Below are 23,738 nucleotides of genomic sequence, written 5' to 3'. Positions count from 1 at the left end.
GGGCGCGTTGTGGGTAGAAGAAGTAGGAGGCTTGACTCTGGCCGTAAATCCTGGCAGGTGTGGGCGTTTGGCCTGGCTGGGCTGGTGTTGGTTGCGGTCGCGGTAGTCGCGTGGAGCTATCTGTCAGGGGTTTCTGAGTCGAAGGATCAATCTGGGCAGGCAGTGACGGTTCCTGCCTCGGATTCTCCGTGCAAGATGGGTGCTTCTGATAGGGAGGTTCTTGATTCTGGGAGTGGGATTGACTGGCGTTCGGTTAGTTCTGGTACTGATCTTGGATTCGTTAAGAATGTCGGTCCCGGTCTGGTTACTAAGGCGGGCGCGCCGCGTTGTTTTGAGCGTTCTCGCGCCGGGATGGGACTGGCTGCGATTAATATTTGGCAAGCATGGGATAGCTCGGCGCGTCCGGATGTGGTCAGGTTTTCTATTTCCGGCCCTCACTTGGCGCAAGCCCGTCAGATTACTAAGGAGTTTGATAAAGCGGATCTGGATAATTTGGCGGTGCGCGGGGGCAGTAAGGTCTTTGCTTATCGGGTTACTGGTTACGGCAAAGTTAACGGTGCGGTTGAGTTGCTATCCGATACTCCGATGGGTACGACCATGTGGATAAAGATGACTATGGAGTTCACGAATGGTGATTGGCATTGGCGCATGGTGTTCGATGATGCCCACATGAAGGTCTTAGATCAGCTTGACTTGGACGATTCCTGGACGTTTATACGTGAAGGAGACTACGACTAATGATGAAGCGTGGCGTTGTAGGCATTGTTTGTTTATTTCTTTTAGTCCTGGGGTGTCTTGCCGTGCCCGCCCCGGCTAATGCTGCCCCGGCTAATGATAAAGATAAACAGCTGGAGGCTATTTCTAAACCGGTTCAAGATCTTGTTGACAAAACTAAAAATGCTACTGGTGAAGCGTTAGCCGATCCGATTAACGCCACCACGTCTGCGGCGACGAGGGCTGCGAAGCTTCCAAAGACGTCTTTGCCTGAAATGATGGCTAGTGCTGTCACGGATGCGTTAACGGATGGTTTCGGGCAGTTAGCGGCGCAGGCGGCTGATGGGGTTATTGGTATTATTACTAAACCGCTTTCTTGGCTGTTAGCAACGCTAGGAAAGATGTGGATTAGTTTTACCCCGATCTTGCCGGATTCAGCGATGGGGTCAAAAGTAACTAACAAGAGTACTAGCTCATTTGCTGCTTTAGCTGGGTTGTTAATGGTTTGTTCTTTGATGATTGGCGCGGCGAAGATCGTTATTACTCAGCGTGGGGAGCCTTTACGTGATATTGGGCGCGGCCTGGGCACGTTTGTGCTAATGTCCTCTGGTTGGGTATCTGTGTGTGTTCTTGGCCTTGCTGGTACGGACGCTTTAGCTGGTTGGATTGCCGGTCCGGTTAAGCCTGATGGGCTGGCAAAGATGGTTGGGTATTTAGCTGCCAGTAATGGCCCCGGGGGAGCACTCACTTTCGGGTTAATGTCGTTTCTGCTGATTATTTTCGTCCTAATTATTTCGCTGATCTTAATGTTCCAGTTGGCTTTGCGCGGCGGGATTCTTCTTATTTTGGCTGGTATGGGACCGATTGCTGGCTCTTTTGCGTCCACCAAGATTGGTTGGGAATGGTGCCAAAAAATCGTTGCCTGGACGGTAGCGTTCATGCTGTTTAAACCGGTGGGCGCGCTTATTTGGTCTGCTGCCCTCACGCTGTGTAACACGCCCATTACAGATATAAATGATGCAAACTCGGTTACAGCATTTGCTTTGACTCCCCTAGCATTATTGCTCGGGTGCGTGTTTGCGATGCCCGCGCTTATGAAACTGGTTATGCCCGCAACGGCTAGTGCGCTGGGTTCTTCTGATTCTTCAGCCGGTGGCATGGCTGCTGGAATGTTTGGTGCAACCCTGGCCGGCGGAGCTAGTATCGCTCAGTTCAAGATGATGTCAAAGATGATGGGTTCCTCGGCTACTGGTTCTGGTGGTTCCTCTGGTAGTGGTTCTGGTAACGCCGGTAATGCTGGTAAGGCCAGCGGCTCTGGTGGTTCCTCTGGTAGTGGTTCTGGCAATGCCGGTGATGCTGGTAAGGCCAGCGGTGCCAGCAAGGCTGGCGGGGCTGGTGCTGCTGGTAGTGGTGGCGCAGCTGCCGGGGGCGGCGCTGCCGCAGGAGGAGCCGCTGGTGGCGCGGCTGGTGGTGCTACTGCGGGTGCTACTGCCGGGGCTGCTGCCGGTCCCGTGGGAGTTGTTGCTGGCGCGGCTGTGGGTTCTGCTGCTAAAGGGGCTAAGAAAGTTGCAGCCGTGACTGCTGATGCTACCCGTTCTTCTGCTGAGGGTGCGGTGGAGTATAAGTGAGCGAGGTTCGCAAGGTTCCTGGTTACGGTAACTGGCGCAGGCCAGCTTCGGCTGGTGTGTGGAAGTTTTCCGCTTTTACTACGTATTCGTTCGTAGTGTTATTCGCGGTAAGTATGCTGATTATTTTGTTTACTAACTCGCTTCGTGTTGGTGGGTCACTGCTTGCGGTAGGTGCTACCGCGTTAGGGGTTTTCTCGATTCGTGGCCGCTCTGGCAGGTCTGTTGGTGACGTATTAGGAGATAGGATGAGTTTTTTTCGCTCCCGTAGGGCTGGTACGGATAAGTATGTTTCGGGTCTGCTTAATGTTGCTTCGCGGGGTTCTTATCGACTTCCTGGGATTCTTGCGGCCTCTGCCTTGTATGAGGCGCGGGATGCTTATGGCCGCTTGTTTGCGGTTTTGCATCACCAGCAGACCGGGTATTACTCGGTGATCTTGGAGGTATCCCCCGATGGTATGGCGCTGGTGGATAGGGATGTGATTGATAACTGGGTGGCGCAGTGGGGACAGTTTTTAGCTGAACTTGGTCAGCAAGTGGGTCTGGTGCAGGCTCAGGCGTGTATAGAAACTGCCCCGGATTCGGGATTTGGTTTGCGCGCCGAAATTGAGGGGAATATGGCTAGGGATGCGCACCCTTTAGCGAAGGCGATGCTTGAGGAGGTGGCGGATTCTTACCCGGTGGGCGCGGCTAGGATAGCCGGTTTCGTGACTTTAACCTACGCCGGGCAGGCGCGTTCAACCGCGCGGGCGCGCGGGGTTAAAGAGATGTGCCACGAGCTGTCAAGCCAACTGCCGGGCTTAACTTCAATGCTTTCGGGGGCGGGCGCGGGTAATGTCAGGCCGTTGGATGGTGCAGGGGTGGCCGCGCTGGTTAGGGTGGCTTATGACCCGGACTCGCAGGACGTGTTTTCGCGTGCTGCTTATGAAGCTGGCGAGGCTCCCAAGATCAGGTGGAAGGATGCCGGCCCCGGTGCGTCTAAGGCGTATTGGGATCGGTATCGTCATGAGGGTGCGACCTCTATTACGTGGGCGATGTGTGATGCCCCGCGTGGCGTGGTCAGATCGGATGTTTTAAGCTCACTGCTTGAGCCTTCTTCCCAGATTCGTCGCAAGCGGGTAACTCTGGTTTATCGTCCTATCCCGGCAGGTAAAACTGCCACGGTGGTTGATAAAGATAAGCGGAATGCTGATAAGCGTTTGCAGGGTAATAAAAAAGAGACTGCGCGCTTGGCGTTAGAGGCCGCGAACGCGGCTCAAACTGCCTCGGAGGAGGCGAGCGGTGCTGGGCTGGAAGAATTTGGAATGTTCGTTACTGCCACTGGTGCTTGGGATTGTTCGGTAGATGATGTGGCGGCGGTGGTTGATAATCTCGCGTCTGCGGCCAGGATTAGGCTTCGCCGGTGTTGGGGGTTGCAGGATTCGGGTTTCGCGGCTTGCCTGCCCCTTGGGATTGTTCCCAGTGAGTATTCCCTTCTTCCTGCGGTAATGGAGGGATAGCGTTGGCGAGCAAGAAACGGCGGGGAAAGAACTTAGATAAGTGGGGTGCCCCGGCAGCGGAATTTTCTGGACGCATGATGCGTGTTCCGCAACTGCCCGTATGGCGCGGAACGTCAGTGCAGGTGTGCGGGTTGTATCCTTTTTGTTCAGGTACGTCTGCCCCGATGATCGGGGTGCCGTTAGGGCTTAATTTGCGTACCGTGTCTACGGTTTGTTGTGACCCTATTTCCTGGTTTGAGCGGGCGAGTCTTATTTCTAATCCGTCTGTGTTTTGCTTGGCTAATCCGGGTACGGGTAAATCAACTTTGATTCGCCGTATGGCGCTTGGCCTGGCTGGTCAGGGAACTGTCCCTTTGGTGCTGGGTGATACTAAGCCGGACTATGTGGAGTTGGTTAAAGCTCTTGATGGGCAGGTTATAAGTATTGGTGCGGGAAAGGATTTGATTAACCCGCTCGATACGGGAGGCGCTATGCAGGCTGCGGGTCGTATTGGCGGTAAAGCGGGTGCGTTGCTTGCTTCGGAGGCGAGGGCACGGCAGGTGCAGATGGTGTGTGCTCTTATCGAGTTGGTAAGGCGGGGCAGTATCGAGGCTCGTGATGAGTCTATTTTGTCGGAGGCGTTGCGCGTGTTTGATGAGAATAACCCTGGCAAGATTCCGGTTATTGGGGATGTGCTTGAGGTTATTCGTGCTATGCCTGATGCTCTTGACCAGGTGGCGCTTTCTAGGGGTAATAAGCAGCGTTATGAGCAGGTGACTGAGGATTTAGAGGCTTCACTTACGGCTCTTACTGTGGGTAGGTGGGGTCAAGTGTTTGGGCAGGCTACCACGACCGCGATGCGGCTGGATCGCCCGGTTGTTTTCGATGTTTCCGACTTGGATGGGGCTGCTCAGGATATTCAAGGTGCGGTACTGCTGACTTGTTGGTCTTATGGGTTTGCGCAAGTAAATGTTGCCCAGGCGTTAGCTAATGCTGGTCTTACTCCGCGCCGTCATTTTTTCATTGTGATGGATGAGCTGTGGCGTATTCTTCGCGCGGGCGTGGGGATGGTGAACCGGATTGATGAACTAACCCGGCTTAACCGGGCGCGTGGGGTTGGCCAGGCCATGATTACTCACACCCTAAATGACCTTGAGGCTTTGCCTAATCCGGAGGATGTGGCCAAGGCTAAAGGATTTGTTGCCCGCTCTGGGATCGTGCTGTGCGGGGGGTTGAGTGCGGAAGAAACTGAGAAAGTAGCGAGGGTGATTCCGCTTTCGAGCCAGGAAAAAGCGATGCTTATTTCTTGGCAGTCTCCCCCTTCGTGGGATGTTAGGGCTGGACAAAAGCCGACTCCCCCCGGTCGAGGGAAATTCTTAATCAAGGTTGCTGAGCGCCCTGGTATCCCTATCAAGGTACAGCTTACCAACCGGGAGCTGGCGCTTAATGACACTAACCAGCTTTGGGCTAACCGGCACGAGGCAGGTGGTGATGAATAAAAGCACTACCGGATCGCGTGGCACGTCCACATTTTGGCACGAGTGGGGACTCATTGTCGCTATTTGCGGCGGGTTCGCCCTGGCTGTGCTGGTTTGGGCAGGCTATGAGCTAGGCGGGGTATTTTCTGGTTCCCGTATGGGCGGGTTTCTTCCAGTCCAACTGCTTCTCGAAACCCTGCTAGGTAAGCGGGCATGGACGCACGCTCAGATTGGATGTACCGCTGCCCTGTTTGTGGTGACGTTTATCCTGATAGTTGGGTTTCTGTTTTGGCGTAAAGCCCGGCGCGGTAAGCGGGAACTGGTCGATGATATGGCGCGGGTGATGGCTCCGCGCGGGGTAGGTAGGGCGAGCCTAGCTAATACCCGTAAGTCCTCGAAAGCACTAGGCGTGGCCACGCCGGGGCTGCTTATTGGCCGCGCCGTTGACGGGGCTGGTGGTGTTTATGCCGGGTTCGAGGATGTGATGGTCGATATTTGGGGTCCTCGGCGCGGGAAAACTACGGCACGGGCAGTACCCCTTATTTGCGATGCCCCCGGCGTGGTGGTCGCTACTTCAAACAAGCGTGACCTGGTAGATATTACCCGCCGGTATCGGGCGAGGCGCGATAAGGTGTGGGTTTTTGACCCACAAGGGATCGTGGGCGAAAACCCCACTTGGTATTGGGATCCGCTCACGTTCGTTACTGACGCGGTGAAAGCGAAAGAACTAGCAGAAATTTTCGCGTCTGCCACCCGGTCTGCTGATGCAAAGGTTGATCCTCACTTTGACCCGGCCGGGCAGGATTTACTTGCTGGCCTATTTCTGGCGGCAGCTAGGGGAGGGTTCCCGATCTTGCAGGTGTGGTCGTGGCTGCAAAACCCGAATGATTTATCCCCAGTATCGGTGCTGAAAGCATCGGAGCATCCCGGCGATAGTGCGCTAGGTGAGCTGATAGCGGGGATGTATGCGGTAAACCCGAAACAGCGTGACGGTTATGTACAGACCGCGCGCGGGTTTTGCACTGTGATGCTAAATGCTGCCGCTATGGCGTGGGTTACCCCGCGCGGTGGTGCCCGCCGGTTTAACGTGGCCGAGTTCGTGTCTACATGGCATAAAGAGGGCGCGGCTAACCGGCAGGGAGGGAAAGAGAATCGGCAAAGCCTGTTCATGATTTCTAAGGAAGGCGAGGGCACGGCAGGTCCGCTGGTTACCGCGTTAACGGTGGCGGTGGCGCAGGCGGCGGAGCGTGAAGCTGAAAGGCAGGCACGCGGGAGGCTGGCTGTACCGATGATGCTGGTGCTCGATGAGGCCGCGAACGTTTGTAAATGGTCTCGGCTACCCGATATGTATTCCCACTATGGTTCGCGCGGCATTATTGTGGACACTATTTTGCAATCCTATTCCCAAGGTGAAGCAGTGTGGGGTAAAGAGGGTATGCGAAAACTTTGGTCTGCCGCCACGATCAAGATTTATGGGGGCGGGGTATCGGAAACAGAGTTTCTTAAAGCGGTATCAGACCTGGTGGGTGAGTATTGGACAACCCACATATCCACGTCATATGGGAAGGGTGCGGGGGTTTCTACGTCTAGGCAGGTATCGCGGGAACAGATTTTACCCGTAGCTGATCTAGCGGCACTTCCTACGGGTAGGGCTGTGGTTATGGGGGCGGGTATGCGTCCGGTGCTGATTAACCCGGTTCCTTATTGGAGGCGCGACTATGTTCCTGCCTTGCCTGGGCTGGAGGAAATGAAAACTATTCATTTGCTTAGCGCTGAGCAGGTGGAGGACTGGGTAGAGCCAGTCAATCCTGACCAGGTTAATACGCAGGTTTTCGCAGTTGATACGCAACAATTTGAGGAAAGGTGAGGTTAATGCACGAAAGTGATGAAACGTGGGGAGAAGTTCTTCGCGCTGTCCATTCTGGTAAGCAGAGGGTTGGGCAGGTGGCCGCTAGGGTGAGCGATATTGCTAGAGAAACGATTATTATGAGGCAGTATGCGGGCTGGTCGCCCGGTAATTTTGAGAAAATGATGGCTCAATCCGGTGGAGATAGTGTCCGGTTGGGAAATATTATTGATGGGGTTTCTGATAGTGAGCTTGAAGCCCTGATTGCTGAAGCCAATGCGTTAGAGGCGCAGGCTGATCGGTTGAAAGATTCCGGTATAGATCGCGGTGAAGTGGCGGATAGCCTGGATCAGCAGGCACGCGAGGTGATTGCTAATGAGGATGAACGGGATATTGAAGCCGATTCGGAGTTAGTAGATGATCTTCAAGCTGATTCCCGGCAGGCTCAAACTGAGAGCGTGGAGGCGGCCTCATCTAGTGAGGTGCTGTATGGGTCGAGTGAGCATAAACGCGAACTCGCTAATGGCCTCCAATCTAGCGGTGCTAGTAAGAGTGAGGCGGCGGGCATTGCGGATCAGCACGCCGCGTTTGGTAAACCTATCGCCGGGCGTACCCCTGATCCGATGCAGCCGAAGGGTAAACCAGTAAGGAGGGTGCGGGTGAGGCAGGCTCGCCGTCAACGGGGAACATCGATGACTAAATAGTAACTGGTTTGCCACTCAATCTTTATAGGGATGCAAGACCCCGTTGAGGGTGCAGTTTCTATAAATGATTGAGTGGTGAGTTTTTATGGATGATTACTGGCGTGACCGGATGCATCTGAAAATACTTCGAGAGAACCCGATGACGGGGGTGAGAACGTTTGCTATCCACCGCAAGGATTGGCCGTTGGTGGAGAAGTTTTATCATGATCGAGGCTTGAATCCGGCAGATCATATCCGTGACCACCGGATTAATAGTGCAGGCCAACACACTTTTAAGGGTGGGCTGGGCTATGACGTGATTGATGCAGATTTGCTGGGTGGCACCGGTGATGGGCGGTTGCACAGGGAGTTTGAACGCGATACCGGCAGGTACGTGAATTATTCGGATAGGTCGTGGCCGCGCAATTATGGGAAAGATTCGGGCGCGCAGGGCGGGGTTTCGGAGGGCGAAAAAGCCAGGTTGCGTGACATGGATAAAGCTCTTGGTACTGCCCGTAGCGCCAAGCCTGCTAGTAAGGGCGCGGCCACGGATGCCAGTCATCCTGCAAATCGTGGGGTAAAGCCTGCTGTGCGCAGTACACCTAGCGCTGCCCATGGCCTGGCGTAGGCAGGTGCAGATAATGAGTGATGATGTTGAGGTAGTAGTCTACACAAAGCCGGACTGTATGCAGTGCAAATCGACTACTAGGTGGCTGGACAAGAACAATATCCCGTATAGAACTGAGGACGCGGGGCGCGCGGTGGATCAGCTAAAGGCACAGGGATTTTCCTCCGTACCGGTAGTGATGGTAAACGGGGCTGGTGGCCAGATTAAGGCATGGAGCGGATACCGGCCTGACCAGTTAAAATCTGTGCCACCCTTGTTTAAGCCTAGTGATAATGACGCGGTACTTACTGAATGGTATTGGACGGGAGGTGTGCCCCGTTTTCGCATTTGGAAGGATAATCAGGGCAGAGTACACAACTCGGATGGTGCCGCCTTTCAACAATTCTATGGAAACGGGAAACTGTATCAGGAACAGTTTGTACATCATGGAAGAGTCCTGGATGAGCGGGTGTTTTATGATGATAACAACTGGCGGGAAGAATCATATGCGTATCACCGTGATGGAGCGTTGAAAGAAGTTCGGCGTACCAAAAACGGGGTACTCGATGGCGCGCGGTGCGTTGAGCGCTACGACAATCGCGGTAAAGCGATCTATATCGAATCGTGGAGCGAAGGCAAAATGATCTATTCGGGTGCGCCTCCTGTTCGTAAGAATAGGCCACCCAATCCGGTGCGGCCACGCCCAATACCGCAGCCAGGTCTGGGCATATAAGTAAGTAAGCGTGTACCCCCAGAGAATACCTGGGGGTACACGCTTAACCATGTTTATTGGCGTTTTAACGCGGTTTCAGGCCGCGTTCGTATCCTGGATAGCTGGTAGGGTTTTTGACCTCGCACGCGCGAGTCTGGGCGTTTTTCTACGGGGAGCAACGCGCGGGCTTTCTTGGTGGCTCGCATAATGTCATGCCAGCCTGCCCCTTCCATGAGCGCCGTGGTTCCGGCGAAAAGGATCGGTCCGGTTTTGTATCCGGCTTTTTCCCCGGCTTGTACTAGGTCAGGGTTTTCGTTTAGGCGGCAGGTATCGAAGGCGACTTTGAGGGTGCGTAGGCGGGAGGCGAGTTTTTCTGCTTCGTTATCTGGCGGGTTGGCAGCAATGGTGAGATTTAAGTCTTGGCCTGCCTGGTTAGGGGTGAATAGGCTTAGGGGTACTACTGGAATTATTGGTCTGGGATCGGGGTTGCCAGGATTATCGGCAATGCCAGTATTGCTGGCATTGTCAGCATTGCCTGCTTCGCTGGTGGGTGGTGTGAGGGTGGCTACCCTGGCGTTTTCTATCCTGCGTAGTGCAGCTTTCCCCCAAAGCGGCCTGGGGTCATCTTCAAGGCCGGATAGGATTTGTCGGATTGCGTATATGGCGCGGGAGTAAATATCTGCGGCCAGGATTTGGTCACCGCCAGCCCAGCGGGCAGGCGGGCTTGGTGGGGGCGGCGAGTCCGGGTCACCTATGTGCTTGCAAAGCGCGTAGGTGACGGCTTGCGCCACGATTTCCCCGCTACCGTCATGGTTTATTTGCGGGTTTCCGGTTTGGTCAATGATGTGACAGGTCGCGTGGATCAAGGGCGGGGTGAGTGGTTTTTCAGGTAATTCTATCGAGTGTTGATTCTCGCTTAGGCGGCCACCAGACGGCGCGGCGGGAGTGCGGGTTACCGACAGGGAGCGGCGGGCTAGTAGGGTGTGTAGCCGGTCTTGGAGTGCGGGCGCGGCTATCGGTGTGGGTAGGGCTTCTTTACGGATTTTTCGCCCGTAGGTTTGGGAGTAGGTGTAGATTTGGCAGGTTTGCTCTCGGCCTTCCAAGTCTAGGAAAGTCAAGGTTAATGGCTTGGCAGTTTTTTTGATTGCTCTGCCTCTGCCTCCTGCCGTGAGATAGTTCCAGCCTGCTCTAGTAAGAGCTAGTTCTCCTACGGCTAGGCTCGCGTTGGTTTTCGCTAGTTGTGCCTGCCAGGCTGCGATCTGGTAGGCGTTAGCAGGGGAGTAATGGTAAAAGCGCGGCAGGGAGGTTAATAGCTGCGCCCAGGTTACCTGGTCATCCAGGGCACATAAGGTTTGCCAGATTGGTTCACTCATTTTCTGGTTCTTCCAGGGGGGTTGCGAGTTGGTTTTCAAGGACACTGATTCGGCTTAAAGCACCGGCGAGGTCGGCTTTAAGTTGGTCTACGGTTTCGGCTAAAGACCCGATTAAAAGGTTCATGTCATTCATCGTGATTTTTTCCTTTACTGTTGCTTGTTTTCTTCGCTTTGGAAAGCGAGTGCGTCTATGGCGGGGGTGAGAGGAAATTCTTCGGCCTGATAGGCTACCGCATCACTGTGGCCTCCTACGCAATGACGGAAACATCCGCCGGGTTGGGTGAGCGCATCCATCTCGTAGTCAAAGAACTGTAACCATTGCGCCATTTCGGAATAAGAATCGGAAGTAAACGCGAACTCGTACCATGCCCACAGGAAGGTTATTCGCGTGTACGCTTCGGGGTGGCACCACCACTTCGGGCACCATTGCCTAGAGGTGTCATCGCGTAGGTTCCGATCCCAGTTGTATCGGATGTAGCGTTCGGTAAAATCTGCCGCGTTTTCAAAGATAGTTTCCATTATTTTTCCTTCCGTTAGATTTCAAGATCGTGAGAGGTATCGCGGGGCTTTGGTGTTACTTGCCCCGTGCTTGCCGGGCGCGGCGTAGCGGGGGCGGGAATGTTGGTGAAAGTTGCCCAGTTGTGGCCGTGCTTGTTTGTACGGGTTACTTGGCCTACTCGTACCTGTTCTTGTTCGCCATCGTTTCGGGTTACGGTAACGATTTGTCCAGGGTTTAGGTTCTTTCCTTTTATCAGCCACTTGTCCTTGCCTTTCGTGTAAATAATTCTTCCAGCATCTATTGCTTTATCTAGCTCGCTTTGCGGCACTAAGTCCGCTATCGGGCGGGCAGTTAAGGGAGCGCCTGGTTCGGGTGGGTTAGCTTGTAGTTCGGTTAAGGTTTGACGGATTACTTCATGGATTTTTTGGGCGGCAAGTTGTTGTTCTTGTAACTGTTTTTGTGCGCGTAAATGCCCGGCCATAATGATTGAGGCGGCGAGGATTCGGGAAGTGTTAGATCGGGTGAGCCGGGACGATATTAGTAGGGTGCGGGCAAGCATTTTTGATTCACGCATTACTTGGGTTGGGTTTTGTCTACGCGCGGTTTCTCCTGCCCGGTATAGGGTCAGGGCTACTTGCCATAATTTTCCGGGTTGGTTTTTCTCGATTCTCATGCTCATTGCTGCGAGAACTGCGCCTGCTTCTCGCGCGCGCGTAGCCCATGCCGGTGAGGTGGGCGCGGTGCGAGAAAATGCACGTATGCGCCTAGCGTAGTCGGGCATTATTTTTGATAACGGTGGGGGCGCTCCGAAAGAGATTGCGTAGCCTTTTTCCCATTGCAACCGTGAGGCTTCGGTATTGGTTGTTTTTTCCCATCCTTGGTCTTGCCGCAGCGCGGGCAAAGTGAGGTGTCGTGAGAGTTTCCCGGCAGCATACCAGGGGCACTCGTTATCGCCTTTTATTTTTACTGAATAACCGGTTACTTTCCCGCCTTTTCCAAAGCGCGGGTTAATGTCTAGCCCGCTGCCTCTTAGTAGTGCCGCGAACTCTGCCTCATTGTTCGCGGCTAGTGCGGCGGAGGCTACGGCGCGTTGTAGGTAGCGGGATTCTTTTATGGTGCGTCCGCGTACTTTGCGGCGCTTTTCTTCTGGCTGTTTCCAATCGCGCCTAGAGTATCCTGCCCGCTCGGATTCGATTGGTTTTAGACCGAACTCGTCCTCGATTTTTCTTTTGGCTTTTATTGAGCGTCTTTTCCAGTTCGAGTCCGGGATCATTTGCCCATTGGCCATTACGGTTGATACCGCGAAATGAATGTGAGGACTTCCCCCGGCAGATTTGCCGTGCGTGATAGCGATTACGGGTGCATAGTTTCCGTCTGCTTCTTGCCATCCCATTAGGGTTGAGTAACGGTCTATTATTTTTGCCCAGGTTTCATCACTTGGCGGGGTTTCATCCGGTTCCAGGGACATTACCCCGTGATACAGGTTTAGCTTGTCCCTACTGCTATTTTTTGCCTCTTTCCGGTTGGATTTGAACGTGCGGGTTGACCCGTACTGTTTGATATAGGTTTCAAAATCGGTAGCTAGATTTTTAGCGTCCTTTTTCGTGATCGGCGTGACCGTTTCGGCAGGGGATACTTGGTTGTTATAGATCACTCGTTGGTCTACGTGTTCGTTGTGTTTTCCTTCCCCTGCCAGGTACTCAAACAGACTGGTTGCATCTCTGGCAGGAATGAGCTTTATTATCACGGCAAAAGCTCCCTGATTTTTTCTACAACTTCGGCGCAGCGTTTGCGTTGCGTATCTATTACTTGAGTGAACTGGATAGCGGTTGCAGGGAAGTTTTCGTTAGCGTTCGCCCAGTGCGCTAACTGGTTCAAGTTATTGGCCATTCCAGCTAGTGTTCTCTGCTGGATTCTAAGCTGAGTTACAGCATCAGCTAACCCTTCAACATCAATCGTTTTTAAGGCGTTCGGATTGGTGGCCGCGCGGCGCACTATCCAGGCCGCAATACTCATACCGGCTTGCTGAGCCGCGCTAGTTATTTTTTCGTAATCACTTTGGGTTACTTTCGCTTTTACTGTCCGCGTGTAGCTACCGCGCGCGTTCGGCTGTCTCCGGCTCATAGGACGGCCTTGCTCTTATCTTCTTCCACGCCTATATAAAGACCGCCCGGCAAACCCTCCCCAGCGCTAAGCAAACCATTGCCGCGAACGTGAAAAGTTCACGGAAAAGTTCAAGAAAAATTTCGGGTACGTGTACCAGAAATTTTCCCAAAATTTTTTCGAAACTTTTCAGCAAAAGTTTGGATACTTGTACCGGAAAATTTTCCGGTACTAAGCCCGGTACAAAACCATGTAACAAGCCATGTAACAAACAGTTTCCCAGCGAAGCGCACTTTAGGACGTAAGTCCTACAAGGTTCCTATGGGTACATGGGAACACATCTTGCGTCCGGGACTCCCGGAGGCGAATTTCCAAAATATGACGCAGGTCACGTTATGAGAGGATTCTAAGGACGTGATTTGTGATCAGATTTTGTACCGGAACAATTTCGGGTACGTGTACCAGAAATTTTCCCAAAATTTTTTCAAAACTTTTGCAGAAAAGTTTGCGTTCTTGTACCGAAAATTTTCCGGGAAAAGTTCCGGAAAATTTCGCGGCAAACTGAGGCGTACAGTTCGAGTTTTTATCCCGTAATTTTTAGTCTGGGAGTAAGGGCAGCGCGGGGGAGAAGTTTTACCGGCAACGCCTGCGCCGCGTTCAGGGCGGTTTTACTATCCGGCTACTGCTGCCGGATAGTAAAACCGAAAGACGTTCTGGTTATCTTCACTACAGTAAATGGGGAAGAGATCCGGTATTCATTATTTACCCTGTCCGGTGAAGCCGATTGATCAATGATGTGGCAGGTGTGTTTGTTTGCCGGTATGTACCAGTTCTGGTTATGGGATTTACCGGAAACTTTTTGCGACTGAGCGCCGTTTATTTATTGACCGTGCTTTATCGAGTGGGTGAGGGTTGGAGTATGGCAAGGAAAAGCTTTACTGCAACAGAGCTAGCTCAAACAACTAGGGCATTAAAAGAGGCAGAAATCGCGTTAGTAGAGGCAAGTAATCGTTACTTGCATATCTGGAAATCTTTTCCTGGCGCTGCGCGGCTTCTAACGCCGCTTGGATTTATTAAACCACCGTTTACGCGCGAGCTTGAGCCAACGGGAATTGCAGTAACAGTTTCGACTGAATATGGACAACCAAACCTGGAAAATAACGGCGACAATTAGGGAGGATTTTCCAATGGGTAAACGAAAAACTATTAATGCTGAGATGCGTAAAGGATGCGCGGGTTTATTCGCGGCCACGCTTTGCTGTGTAGGAACGGCATTGCCTGCTTTCGCGGCTGATACTGACCCGGCACCTGACCCAGTACCAACAGTCACGGAAAAGCCTGATCCTAAACCCGATCCGAAACCCGAACCGCAGCCTGATCCGGAACCGGAACCGAAGCCCGATCCTAACCCTGATCCGAAGCCGGAACCAAAGCCTACAAAAACAACTCCAACTACTCCAACCAAGCCTGCCGGTAACACTAGCGGTAAAACCACTTCGGTTGGCGCGAAAAAACCAGTCAGCAAAGCTAGAAATTATTCCAGCCCTCGCAGTAGTAAACGCTTTATCCAAACTCAAAATGTTTCGAGTCAAGGCGAGCTAGCTAAGACCGGCGCGCTCGCAATGACTGGTGGGCTTTGCGCCTTGCTGTTGGTAGTTGGTGGCGGCGGCACAATTTTAGTGCGGAAACTTCGCAAAAACACTCCAGAAAAACTAACCTCTACGCCTGGGGTGGGCAGCGATAAATAAGCCGTTAAATGAAGCTACTCCCTGACTATATTTAACGGCTAATCCCCTCCCCTAAAGTTCCGGTGTAATACCGGGACAGGGGAGGGGAAAACATAGGCTTACCGGACGGGTAACGATCCGGTAAGAGTGCATCGAAATTATTCGATAAAACTCATGGAACAAGGGAACACAATCAGCGGGCGCGATCTTATCCTGGGATCGCGCCCGCCTTCCCTATATCGGCAATTCTTTTCAGGCTCCCTCCCAATCATTTTTGCGTTCCTCGTCCCGGCTTGCCCGCATGGCGTAGCGCTCAAGATTTTTAAGGAGTCCGTCGGGGGTAGAAACGTTTTCAGTTTCATATTGGACTTCTCTGATAATTTCGGCGCATTTAAGTTGTTGCCTGGATTCCCCGGCAGCCGCTAGGTTTTCTTTTAGCCAGTCGCACAGGTCGCAGTAAACATCATCATCAATACCGCTAGGGAATGTGACACTTAGGAGTTTATCGAAGCGGTTAAATATAGTTGTGATCGCGTCACTAATAGCGGTGTCTTCATCGCTGGCACCATTAGCAAGTTTGTCGATTAACTCTGTTTCCTGTACGCCCGCCCCGTTAGGATAGCCTGGATTTTCATCATCTGTTGTCGCCCAAGTATTCTCAACCTTTTCGGCTATTTCGGTAAATACTTCCGCTAGCCATGCTTTTTCTGGCAACTGGTGTTCCTGGTACATTGATTTTCTCCTTTTGGTGTTGGGTTGCTGGATTGGGGCTTTGGGTTTTTCGGGTCTAACTTGCTTTGTTTGGCGGGTTTTCGGGGTCTTTAAGTTCGACTTCAATAAACCGGATCCGTTTTTCAAACCGTACCCGCTTTAGCCCGTCCTTATCTCGGTATTCTGAACGGGTAATGTAAAGCCTTCCGGTAATGGAAACGTAGTCGCCCTTTTTCAGGTTCAACGCTTCGATCTGCTCGGCTTTTTCTGCCCACGCTTCGGCTACTAGCCAGATTTGCTCACCAATGTAATGGTTCTTATCTCCGACTCTGGTTCCTGGTCTTATCGGGGTATCGTTTACAAGCAGGTTAATAATTTTTGTTCCGTCCGGCTTATAGCGAACTTCAGGGTCTTTAGCTAGGAAAGATAAAGTTTGAATTTTCGGTCCATATTTACTCATTTTTATTTCTCCTTAAAGTACGTAAATTTTCTAGGTCACTTCTATTAAGATTTAGCGGCATGAATAGATGGCAGGTGGCGTGCTTCGATCGCTTATGTGGTGAGTTCTTTAGGCTCGTCCTGACTGTAGCTGCCTTACGTTCTTTTCCCACGCGGCTTTGGTGTATTCGACTCCCTCTAGGAAGTAGCGCTCCTGCCTACACTTTGGTGCGTTTTTGTCGATTATCGCTGGTCCATCGGTACGGTGATAAACGCTATTACTTCCACGTTTTACTCTGTATCTGGCTACCTGTACAACGCCGTCCTTGGCAGCGTAGTAGCAAGGCTCGTTTTCAGGGGCGCAATCAATGCCATCAAAGCTATAAGAGATCATGTTGTTTGTTTGCCAGTAAGGTACTCTCAGGTGATGACTTTCTCTTACGTCAAAGAATTCCCCATCCTTTACCCGAAAGTAGCGTTCCCAAGTCAGTCGTTCTTGCTCGTCAAACACTTCATCAACGGTTAGTTTTCCGCCAGTTGCTTCAATATAATCCTTAAGGTAATCAAGGTTTTCTCCATTGTCGGGTATCACGTTTTTCTGGCGGCTCCACTTTTTGCCGTTACGATGCCAGCCTTTGTTAGCCCAGTTCTCTAGGTCTTGGATTGGTCTTAAGTTTTTATCTAGGAAGGTTTGATCTCGAAGAATTCCGTCCTTGTCGTAAAATTCGGATACATAGCCGGTGGGTGTGCAGTATTTCAGTACTATGCTATCTATGGCCTCCCATTTTTCTACCAGCCACCAGTCACCATTTAGAATTTCGTCATGGCTGGGGGCTTCGTATTCGATCCCTGCGCTGCCCCGATGGTAGGGGTGACATTTTTTCACTTTCCCCACAAAAACTTTCCCGCGCTCGCAACCCTTTGGGGTATCGGGTGGGGTAAAAGGCTTCGCGGCGGTTAATGAAAGATCAGAATCTTTTGCTAGTTCCTTACTCATGGTGTCTCCCTTAGGTAGGACTTTGACTTTGTTTTTGCCTCACCGGGCACTGCGTAGCAGTGAACGAGAGCGCAGCCTTGTCAACCCGTAGGGCTTAGGGGAGGAAATGTGGGGAAGGTCAGGGCGCGTAGCGCGGTGACCTTGCGCATATTTACGTACTGGTGGCCGCGCTTTGCGCGGCTTGACCAGGCGTAGCGAACGTTATAATTGGGTTCCCGGTGAGGAAAAAATATCGGTTCAGGTGGGGTTCTAAGGCGCGTTAGCGGCGTGAAGCCTGCCCAGTAGCGCCCGTTTAGGGCGGCCATTGTGCTGCGTGGGTTTCGCCGCGCAGCATCCCGCGTAGCGGGTTTTCCTGCCCCGTTAGGGGTGGTATGTTTTGGGGTTTTAAGTGGCAGGCCAGATCGTACCGTTAAGGGCGCTGTGGCCTGCCCGCAAAACCCAGCCGCGCGCAGAAAAGATAGCGTTATTTTAGCGGCCAGGTGGCGGGAGGTTCATTGCTAAAATGTTACGTAAATATAGTTAACGCTTGGCAATACAGTTTACGGCCGTAACATTTTACTTTAGAAACAGCTTAGGTACTTTGATAAATGTTTTATAAAGAGTAGCCCTGCTGGTTGTTTCTTCTTGGATTTATGGGTGGTCGTACTTGATAGTTCCGGTGGTGGCGGCGGGGCTGCGGGCTTTGCGTGCGAATTTTTGGCGTGGCTGGTTGTCCTGTGTTCTTGATTTGAGTTAGGTGTTTTGCTATCACGTTTGCGATTCGGTGGTTGGAACCGGTTGCCTGACTGTAAAACCGTGCGGCCTTAAATTCGTTCATTACCCTGGGATCATTGATGTATGCGATGGTGTTAATGTCCCATCCTGCCTCAGATGCAAGTTGGGAGAAAAAGACAAATTGGCTACGGGTGTTGCCTTCTCTAAAGGAATGAATGGTATTAATTTCACCCCATATTTCAGCTAGTTCAGTGATGAAGCGTTCGCGTGGGAGTCCGCGCAAGTAATTATTAGCGGCAAGTTTTTCGTATTGTGCGTTAGCCGCATCGGTTAGGGCTTGTCCTGCTGGATAGAAGAAATAAGTGATTTTGGGTGCGGCGGGATCGCCTAGCGGGTAATGAACAACGTCTGCCCAGGATTTCGTCATGTGAGCGTTGGTTGGTGCTACACGTTCTTGCCCTGCCCACTCATAGACATCTTGAAAGATATACTGGTGTATACGTTTCATGTGATCATAGTTAAAATGGCCTGGAATTGGAGATCGTGCCAGTTGCGCGATACGGATGTTTGTTGCCGTTTGCTCAGCCTCTTCTAATAGGTCTGGATCGGTTTGTCCGTATGGATTACCTGGGCTGGTGAACTTGTTTTTGAGTGTAGCGGTGCCAGGTATGTAGTAGTCATTCCAGGTTTTGAACTGACTGGTTTCAGTCACTTGGCCACTTGCCCAGGATTTCAGATAAACGAATTTTAACTGCTTCATCGGCGCTGAGGGATTGTTCCGCTACCTGGCGCACGATGTCGCGGGTTCTAGGATCAGTTACCGGCATATCAGCAAGATTCATAGCAACGTCAGCAAATGCTATCGCCGCTTCTGCTGGGGTCGGGGCGTTGGCCACCTCGGCATATGGTGTGAGCTGATCTTCGGGACGGTATTTAGGTTTAGTTTCGCTGGCTTGTAGTTGCATAATTTTCCCTAATTCTCTTCGTTCGATATATGACTAATTATAGTATTTACCAGGGGTTACTGCTAGTTTCCGGGTAATTATATTAGTCACGGCCGTGACTACTTTTATTGCTTGAAGGTTATCTCTGTTTCGATTTGGTAAAGGCTGCAAAGTAAATATATTGCTTGAACAAGTGGCCTCATGTGTTTGTATTCTGCTTGTTCCGGGTCAAGGATGTGGGCATATATTTCCTCATTGTCATCAAGTAGTTCGATCATGCTGCCAAGTGATTCAAGGAAGGACTCAAAGGATTCTTGTACCTGTTCGATTACCGGTTCTGGTGGCATAGCTCTACCTGTTAGCCACCTGCGTGCGGTGCGCTCTTGGACTTCGAACTTTCGTGCCAGATCAGCGGCGTTAAGTCCTAGTAGTGAGGATTGTAAAGAAAAGTCAGCTAACATGGATACTCCTATAAATCGTATTTCTTGGCAATTTCCGCAAATTCGGTGCTGGTGCCTTTCGGCGCGCGCTTGAAGCGTTCAATACCTAAAACGTGATTACCTGTGACCAGTTTTTTCCCTTTAAGGGTGTATGCCCAGTTATTTTTTACTATCGCTAACGCTGTACGGGTATGGAAACGCCCGTTATTTCTGGTGCCGATCCATTCCTCGAATTTTATTTCGCCTTTGTAACTGGCCGGTTTGGTGGCCGCGCTAGGCATAAAGGCTTTCATCGCTTCTAAAATGGTTTGGTCTGCGGCGTTTTCCAGGTTGACACCGTAGAAACTGGTGCGATTAAAATGTTTAGAGGTGTGATGCCATTCCTCGTATTGTAGTAGGTAGTGTTTTAACGCTTTAAGGCTGCAACTTTCTAGCTCGGCGCGTGTGAATCCGCAATTTTCATAACCTAGAACTTGGTTTATCAAGTCTTTTTTAGTCCATTTGGATATGGGGCGTAAACCGCCTGAATATGCAGCTAGTGCATTGTTGCTCATTGAATGATTAAAATATCCAGCCATTTTAATTCCTTACACCAGGTGGCCGGGACTTCTTCCCTGACCTTTCCTACCATTATAGCAGGTATTAACTGGTTTTACCTATTATTTCGTAGCTATTTTTAGGTTATTTTCCTTCGGGTAGGTCGAGTGGGGTGGGGTTTTGGATTTCTTGGATTATTTGCGCGGGGCTTTTGCCTTGGGTTAGTAGGTTGTTGATTTGGCGGGCGCTTTTTTCGGTTAGGTTCTTACAGTTGAAGGTGGGGTCTTGTTCTTGCAGCCTGGCACAGACTTCTGCTTGTAGGGTTTCGTGGCGGGCAATGTTTGGTATGTAGGGGCGGGCGATGGTGTATAGGCTCATGGCGGCCAGGATCAGTACCGCGATTTTGATTAGTGTTCTTCGCATGGTTATTTGATTTCGGTAGGTGCGATGTGACTTGATTTTTCAGCTCCGGGTATTTCTCCTGCCCGGTTGTTCCCGAACGCGATCCACTGTCCGGTTTTGGTTTGTGCCCAGGTGACGTAACCTGAGCTTTCCAGGGTCACGATCTGGCCTTTGATGTTTTTAGGGAGGCTCATTTTGGTGGGGGTAAGGGTTTGGCCAGTATCTTTTATTTGCCCATTTGAGGTATCTCCCCAGCAGTAGATGCTAGTGCCGGTGGCGGCGCAGGTGTGGGCGGCACCTATGGTTAAGGCCGTGATTTCGCCTTTGCCGGTGAGTACGGCTGTTGGGGTGGCTGGCGTATTGCTTGGTTTACCGGTTGCTTGCCCGGTATCATTTTTTCCCCAGCAGTACACGCTGTTTGCTGTGGCGGCGCAGCTGGTGGATCGCCCGGCAGTGATGATGCTGATCGGTTTGTTCTTAAGCTCTTCTATTTCATAGCTTGTTATTTCCGCCGTGAGAGTTCCTAGTTGCCCAGTATCGTTTAGTCCGGTGCAGGTGATGCCGTTGCCGTCTGTTCCTGTCCGGCAGGTGAATAGGTTAGCTCCGGCTAGGTGAGAAGAATGGATAGTGCGGGTGATTATTTTCGGTTCCGGCGTTTTTGGCGGAGTGGCCGGTTTGGAGAGGGTTGCTCCGTGTACTATCCACCCGCTTGCCGCGCCTAGCGCGCAGGTAGCGGCCAGGACTAGCGCGGTTGTAAGGACACGTTTGATCGGTAGCTTTGATAGCCTTCCTCGCGTTACTGGCCGGTATCCTAGTGCCCGGGCTTTTATGATCGCGGCTGTGCGCAGTCCTGCCTGGTTGGGGCTGGTAACGGTGATGACACCATCACCGGTGTGGATTTCTGCTCGTCCGTTATCGTAGATTTCTATCCGATCCATTATTTACCCTTAGTTATTCTGATGGCTTTTTGCCATTTCCCGTATTTCATATCCGCTACTTTTACAACGTCATTTTGGTGGGGGGCGTGTACGAATTTCCCTTCGCCTATGAAGATTCCTACGTGGCCGGGTTTCCACAGCACATCACCTGGTTGGGCAGCGCTTACTGATAGTTGGGTGCCTGAGTTAGCTTGTTTGCCGCTTTGGTGGGGTAGGTTGATTCCTGCTCCTTTCGCGTATGACCATTTGACAAGGCCAGAGCAATCGAAACTATCCGGTCCCTCGGCTCCCCAAACATAGGGTTTTCCGCGTTCGCGTAGCGCGGCTTCAACGACTTTGTTTCCTGACGGGTTAAGCGGCGCGTCATCACCTGCTAGGCCGCCGCCACCGCCTCCGGGCAGATAAGAGCAAATACCGCCAGTAGCGCCTAGATCGCTGCCTGCTTCACTGGTGGGGGTGGCGGTTGCTCCTTTCATGAATGGTTCAGGGTTTATGGGTTTGCCGTTTTGGTAAATCTCGTAATGGATGTGTGCCCCGGTCACTCGCCCGGTAGCCCCGGTTAATCCTATGGGGGTGCCTTTTTGGACTTGTTGGCCGGGCTTTACCAAGAACTTTGAAAGGTGCCGGTGACAGGTTTTCCAGGTTGCCCCCGCGTATTCGCCGTGGTTGATGCACACGGTGTTACCACCGGTGCCTTCATATTTAGTAGATAATACGTTGCCTGGTGCGGTAGCGTATTGGGGTTTTCCTGCCTCTTGGGAATAGTCGGTTCCAGCATGAAGGAATTGCATCTTGCCGGTGACGGGATGTTTTCTCGGTCCATAGGGACTGGTGACGTGAAGTTTGCCGGGTGCGGGAGCATCGAATTTACCATCCCAAGCAGCGGGTTTTATGGCTTTTTGGATGGCAGCTTTTAAGGCGCGGGGGTTGGTGGCCGCGCCCGCGCGTAGCCCTGTGCCGCTAGCTACGGTGACACTATTGTTAGTGGTTGTAGCGTTCATGTAGGGCATCATGCGCCCGATCGAGCGGCGAGTTTCGTTAGGGATTCGTCCGTTCTTTTTAGGGGTTAGATAGGCCGGTCCCGCGTTGTGGGCGAGGATGACTAGCTGCCAATCGGGTAGGGATTTCAGGTTGGCTGGCAGGTTTGTTGCGCGGGCTTTTAAGACTTTGTCGAGGTTTTCTGCTGAGAGTTTCCCGCAGTATTTAGCGTGGGTTAAAGGCTCGTAAATGTTGGGGTTTGAGGGTGTTCCTCCGGTTAGGTGTCGCCATTCTTCTGTGCCGATTTGGCATAGCCCCATGTATCCTAGGGAGTTGCGGATGGTGGGGTTAAAGTCTGATTCGTAGTACATCATTCCGGCGAAGAAGTTCGCGGGGAGGCGGTGTCCCGCGCCTTCGTAGGCGGCTTTGACCCACGGGATCGCTTTGGTGGGGGTTTGTCCCGCGATAGCCCCGCTAGCATTGCCAGTTGCTCCGATTTCGTTTTGGGTTTGGCAGTATTGAGCGGCTGTGGCGGGTATTGCTCCGGCAAAGGATAGGAAAAAAATGAGCATAGTAGCCATGCTTATTGGATATTTTTTGTGAAGGCTCATTATTTTTTGCTCCTTATGCTTTGGGCAAGATCGAGGATTAGGCCGACACGGATTTTCCCGCTGGCTAGGTCGCTACTGGTGTAGCCGAAGCGGCAAAGACAGTTCCACACCCAGCGTGCGTCCTCATAGTTCCTGCTAGGTATGAGGTCGGTGATTTGGTTAATCGGGTCAAGCATTGTGCATCCTTTAGATTTCTGGCTGGCTGATATAGGTGGAGATGGCAGGAAAGAGCCAGAAATGGCAGATGATAGCGATGATGGCTATCAGGATTAGTGTCTGTAGCGATTTGAGGATTAGCCCGCCTGGCAGGCGTGACCAGATTAGTTTGAGCATGGATTTTTCCCCGCTAGTTCTTTCGGGATTCCCGTGTCTTTGGGTACCCAGTGATCGAAAATGTTGTGGACTATGAAGCGTTCAGAGTTGCCGTATTCAGGGTGGCAGGTCGTCATTGTCAGGTACGCTTGGGATGGTTTGGAGTCATCTATCGGGTTGGGTTTGATAACGTCCAGATTTTTCGGGCTAACAATCCTGGTGGATTCTACTTTGTAGATGATCCAAGCAGTTTTGGTTTCAATAATGATCGGATCGCCAGGTTTTAGAATGTCTACGCGGCGGAAGTTCGAGCCGTAGGTGCGCCGGTGTGCGGCTACGGAAAAGTTTCCTATTTGCCCGGGCATAGCGGTGCCAAGGTAGTGACCGGCAGCGCCAGTGTTTAACACTGCCTGGCTGGTTCCTTCTTTGATAGGGATGGTCATATAGCGCCAGGCGGGTACGTGCATGGTTGCGAACACTTCCCCCGCAGTTACTGCCCCTATTTCGGGTGGCGGGCTGGTTCGTTCATCGAGGGAGGTTATGTCAGGGCAGGGGGCTTTAAAATCTTCAACCGCTTGCGCTGTTTGTCGTTCTGCTTGCAGGTCAGTTACGTACAGGTTCCATAGCGTAAACGCGGCCACGAAAATACCAGCTATAACAATCAGTTCTCCGATAGCGGTAACTAAATCAAATTTCGGTTGCTGCTGATCCTTACCATCTGCTTGCTTTGCTGGCGCTGCCGGTGGTGCTGGTGTTGCTGGCATGGCTTGCCAGGTTGGTGTTGCTGGCGTTGCTGGTTCAGGGTTTGCTCGGGCGGCTCTGGCGGCGCGTTGTTCCCGGTTGCTTGATCTTGGCGGGTAATGCATTTGCA

At 52.0% G+C, this 23,738-nt stretch carries 27 protein-coding genes; 11 read left to right on the top strand and 16 right to left on the bottom strand.

Annotated elements, in window-relative coordinates; all coding sequences use genetic code 11:
- The first annotated feature begins 9 nt into the window (after positions 1–9).
- The 8 genes from ACZ5BI_RS08795 to ACZ5BI_RS08760 all read left to right on the top strand — a co-directional run bounded on the left by ACZ5BI_RS08795 (position 10) and on the right by ACZ5BI_RS08760 (position 9,164).
- Positions 10–738 carry a DUF8175 domain-containg protein gene (locus ACZ5BI_RS08795; protein WP_464896214.1) on the top strand — a complete coding sequence of 243 codons (729 nt, stop codon included), beginning with the start codon at positions 10–12 and terminating at the stop codon, positions 736–738.
- The gene (locus tag ACZ5BI_RS08790; protein WP_464896213.1) at positions 738–2,342 is read left to right on the top strand and encodes a hypothetical protein; all 1,605 of its coding nucleotides are present in this window, start codon (positions 738–740) and stop codon (positions 2,340–2,342) included. Before ACZ5BI_RS08795 ends, ACZ5BI_RS08790 begins: the two co-directional genes overlap by 1 nt.
- Complete coding sequence (locus tag ACZ5BI_RS08785) at positions 2,339–3,838, top strand: SCO6880 family protein (RefSeq protein ID WP_464896212.1); 1,500 nt, start codon at positions 2,339–2,341, stop codon at positions 3,836–3,838. Before ACZ5BI_RS08790 ends, ACZ5BI_RS08785 begins: the two co-directional genes overlap by 4 nt.
- 2 nt (positions 3,839–3,840) lie before the next feature.
- On the top strand, positions 3,841–5,316 hold the full coding sequence (locus tag ACZ5BI_RS08780) for an ATP/GTP-binding protein (protein ID WP_464896211.1): 1,476 nt from the start codon (positions 3,841–3,843) through the stop codon (positions 5,314–5,316).
- Positions 5,264–7,162, top strand: coding sequence for a type IV secretory system conjugative DNA transfer family protein (locus tag ACZ5BI_RS08775; protein ID WP_464896210.1), 1,899 nt, complete (start codon positions 5,264–5,266; stop codon positions 7,160–7,162). The genes ACZ5BI_RS08780 and ACZ5BI_RS08775 overlap by 53 nt, the downstream gene beginning before the upstream one ends.
- 5 nt (positions 7,163–7,167) lie before the next feature.
- Positions 7,168–7,845 carry a hypothetical protein gene (locus ACZ5BI_RS08770; protein WP_464896209.1) on the top strand — a complete coding sequence of 226 codons (678 nt, stop codon included), beginning with the start codon at positions 7,168–7,170 and terminating at the stop codon, positions 7,843–7,845.
- Between the two features lie 85 nt (positions 7,846–7,930).
- Positions 7,931–8,452: a hypothetical protein gene (locus ACZ5BI_RS08765; protein WP_464896208.1), complete on the top strand. Its 522-nt coding sequence runs from the start codon at positions 7,931–7,933 to the stop codon at positions 8,450–8,452.
- A 13-nt stretch (positions 8,453–8,465) separates the two neighbouring features.
- A complete protein-coding gene (locus ACZ5BI_RS08760) occupies positions 8,466–9,164 on the top strand; it encodes a glutaredoxin domain-containing protein (RefSeq protein ID WP_464896207.1) in 699 nt (232 codons plus the stop codon).
- Positions 9,165–9,217: 53 nt separating this feature from the next.
- Here the strand turns inward: ACZ5BI_RS08760 and ACZ5BI_RS08755 are convergent, their stop codons facing one another.
- The 5 genes from ACZ5BI_RS08755 to ACZ5BI_RS08735 are packed head-to-tail and all read right to left on the bottom strand — an operon-like array spanning position 9,218 to position 13,139.
- Positions 9,218–10,516: a hypothetical protein gene (locus ACZ5BI_RS08755; protein ID WP_464896206.1), complete on the bottom strand. Its 1,299-nt coding sequence runs from the start codon at positions 10,514–10,516 to the stop codon at positions 9,218–9,220.
- Positions 10,509–10,649, bottom strand: coding sequence for a hypothetical protein (locus ACZ5BI_RS08750; protein ID WP_316690487.1), 141 nt, complete (start codon positions 10,647–10,649; stop codon positions 10,509–10,511). Before ACZ5BI_RS08750 ends, ACZ5BI_RS08755 begins: the two co-directional genes overlap by 8 nt.
- 14 nt (positions 10,650–10,663) lie before the next feature.
- Positions 10,664–11,035 carry a DUF4913 domain-containing protein gene (locus ACZ5BI_RS08745; protein ID WP_316690489.1) on the bottom strand — a complete coding sequence of 124 codons (372 nt, stop codon included), beginning with the start codon at positions 11,033–11,035 and terminating at the stop codon, positions 10,664–10,666.
- A gap of 14 nt (positions 11,036–11,049) precedes the next feature.
- Positions 11,050–12,762 carry a relaxase/mobilization nuclease domain-containing protein gene (locus ACZ5BI_RS08740; RefSeq protein ID WP_464896205.1) on the bottom strand — a complete coding sequence of 571 codons (1,713 nt, stop codon included), beginning with the start codon at positions 12,760–12,762 and terminating at the stop codon, positions 11,050–11,052.
- Entirely contained in the window at positions 12,759–13,139 is a 381-nt protein-coding gene (locus ACZ5BI_RS08735; RefSeq protein WP_464896204.1) for a plasmid mobilization protein, read from the bottom strand. Before ACZ5BI_RS08735 ends, ACZ5BI_RS08740 begins: the two co-directional genes overlap by 4 nt.
- 763 nt (positions 13,140–13,902) lie before the next feature.
- On the opposite strand from ACZ5BI_RS08735, the gene ACZ5BI_RS08730 reads away from it, so the two are divergent.
- Both ACZ5BI_RS08730 and ACZ5BI_RS08725 read left to right on the top strand, forming a co-directional pair.
- Positions 13,903–14,292 carry a hypothetical protein gene (locus ACZ5BI_RS08730; protein WP_464896203.1) on the top strand — a complete coding sequence of 130 codons (390 nt, stop codon included), beginning with the start codon at positions 13,903–13,905 and terminating at the stop codon, positions 14,290–14,292.
- 13 nt (positions 14,293–14,305) lie between these two features.
- A complete protein-coding gene (locus ACZ5BI_RS08725) occupies positions 14,306–14,866 on the top strand; it encodes a hypothetical protein (protein ID WP_464896202.1) in 561 nt (186 codons plus the stop codon).
- A 231-nt stretch (positions 14,867–15,097) separates the two neighbouring features.
- Here the strand turns inward: ACZ5BI_RS08725 and ACZ5BI_RS08720 are convergent, their stop codons facing one another.
- From ACZ5BI_RS08720 to ACZ5BI_RS08675, 10 genes are all read right to left on the bottom strand, one after another.
- Positions 15,098–15,577, bottom strand: coding sequence for a hypothetical protein (locus tag ACZ5BI_RS08720; RefSeq protein ID WP_464896201.1), 480 nt, complete (start codon positions 15,575–15,577; stop codon positions 15,098–15,100).
- Between the two features lie 55 nt (positions 15,578–15,632).
- A complete protein-coding gene (locus tag ACZ5BI_RS08715; protein WP_464896200.1) occupies positions 15,633–16,016 on the bottom strand; it encodes a single-stranded DNA-binding protein in 384 nt (127 codons plus the stop codon).
- 108 nt (positions 16,017–16,124) lie between these two features.
- A complete protein-coding gene (locus ACZ5BI_RS08710; RefSeq protein WP_464896199.1) occupies positions 16,125–16,991 on the bottom strand; it encodes a hypothetical protein in 867 nt (288 codons plus the stop codon).
- 592 nt (positions 16,992–17,583) lie between these two features.
- Complete coding sequence (locus tag ACZ5BI_RS08705) at positions 17,584–18,417, bottom strand: Fic/DOC family protein (protein ID WP_464896198.1); 834 nt, start codon at positions 18,415–18,417, stop codon at positions 17,584–17,586.
- Positions 18,410–18,670 carry a hypothetical protein gene (locus tag ACZ5BI_RS08700; protein ID WP_464896197.1) on the bottom strand — a complete coding sequence of 87 codons (261 nt, stop codon included), beginning with the start codon at positions 18,668–18,670 and terminating at the stop codon, positions 18,410–18,412. Before ACZ5BI_RS08700 ends, ACZ5BI_RS08705 begins: the two co-directional genes overlap by 8 nt.
- A 104-nt stretch (positions 18,671–18,774) precedes the next feature.
- Positions 18,775–19,110, bottom strand: coding sequence for a helix-turn-helix domain-containing protein (locus ACZ5BI_RS08695; RefSeq protein ID WP_464896196.1), 336 nt, complete (start codon positions 19,108–19,110; stop codon positions 18,775–18,777).
- Positions 19,111–19,118: 8 nt separating this feature from the next.
- Positions 19,119–19,667, bottom strand: coding sequence for a hypothetical protein (locus ACZ5BI_RS08690; protein ID WP_464896195.1), 549 nt, complete (start codon positions 19,665–19,667; stop codon positions 19,119–19,121).
- Positions 19,668–19,770: 103 nt separating this feature from the next.
- The gene (locus ACZ5BI_RS08685) at positions 19,771–20,049 is read right to left on the bottom strand and encodes a hypothetical protein (protein ID WP_464896194.1); all 279 of its coding nucleotides are present in this window, start codon (positions 20,047–20,049) and stop codon (positions 19,771–19,773) included.
- A 2-nt stretch (positions 20,050–20,051) separates the two neighbouring features.
- Positions 20,052–20,966 carry an RCC1 domain-containing protein gene (locus ACZ5BI_RS08680; RefSeq protein ID WP_464896193.1) on the bottom strand — a complete coding sequence of 305 codons (915 nt, stop codon included), beginning with the start codon at positions 20,964–20,966 and terminating at the stop codon, positions 20,052–20,054.
- On the bottom strand, positions 20,966–22,516 hold the full coding sequence (locus ACZ5BI_RS08675) for a peptidoglycan DD-metalloendopeptidase family protein (protein ID WP_464896192.1): 1,551 nt from the start codon (positions 22,514–22,516) through the stop codon (positions 20,966–20,968). Before ACZ5BI_RS08675 ends, ACZ5BI_RS08680 begins: the two co-directional genes overlap by 1 nt.
- A gap of 180 nt (positions 22,517–22,696) precedes the next feature.
- On the opposite strand from ACZ5BI_RS08675, the gene ACZ5BI_RS08670 reads away from it, so the two are divergent.
- Positions 22,697–22,828 (top strand): hypothetical protein, encoded by a 132-nt coding sequence (locus tag ACZ5BI_RS08670; protein WP_464896191.1) that lies wholly within the window; start codon positions 22,697–22,699, stop codon positions 22,826–22,828.
- Positions 22,829–22,875: 47 nt separating this feature from the next.
- On the opposite strand, the gene ACZ5BI_RS08665 is transcribed toward ACZ5BI_RS08670, so the two are convergent.
- Positions 22,876–23,733: a class E sortase gene (locus ACZ5BI_RS08665; RefSeq protein WP_464896190.1), complete on the bottom strand. Its 858-nt coding sequence runs from the start codon at positions 23,731–23,733 to the stop codon at positions 22,876–22,878.
- Positions 23,734–23,738 lie beyond the last annotated feature (5 nt).

Source organism: Varibaculum sp. GTC20041 (assembly GCF_055387755.1).
The sequence above is the reverse complement of the archived record's forward strand: the minus strand, read 5'-3'. Positions and strand labels throughout refer to the sequence as shown.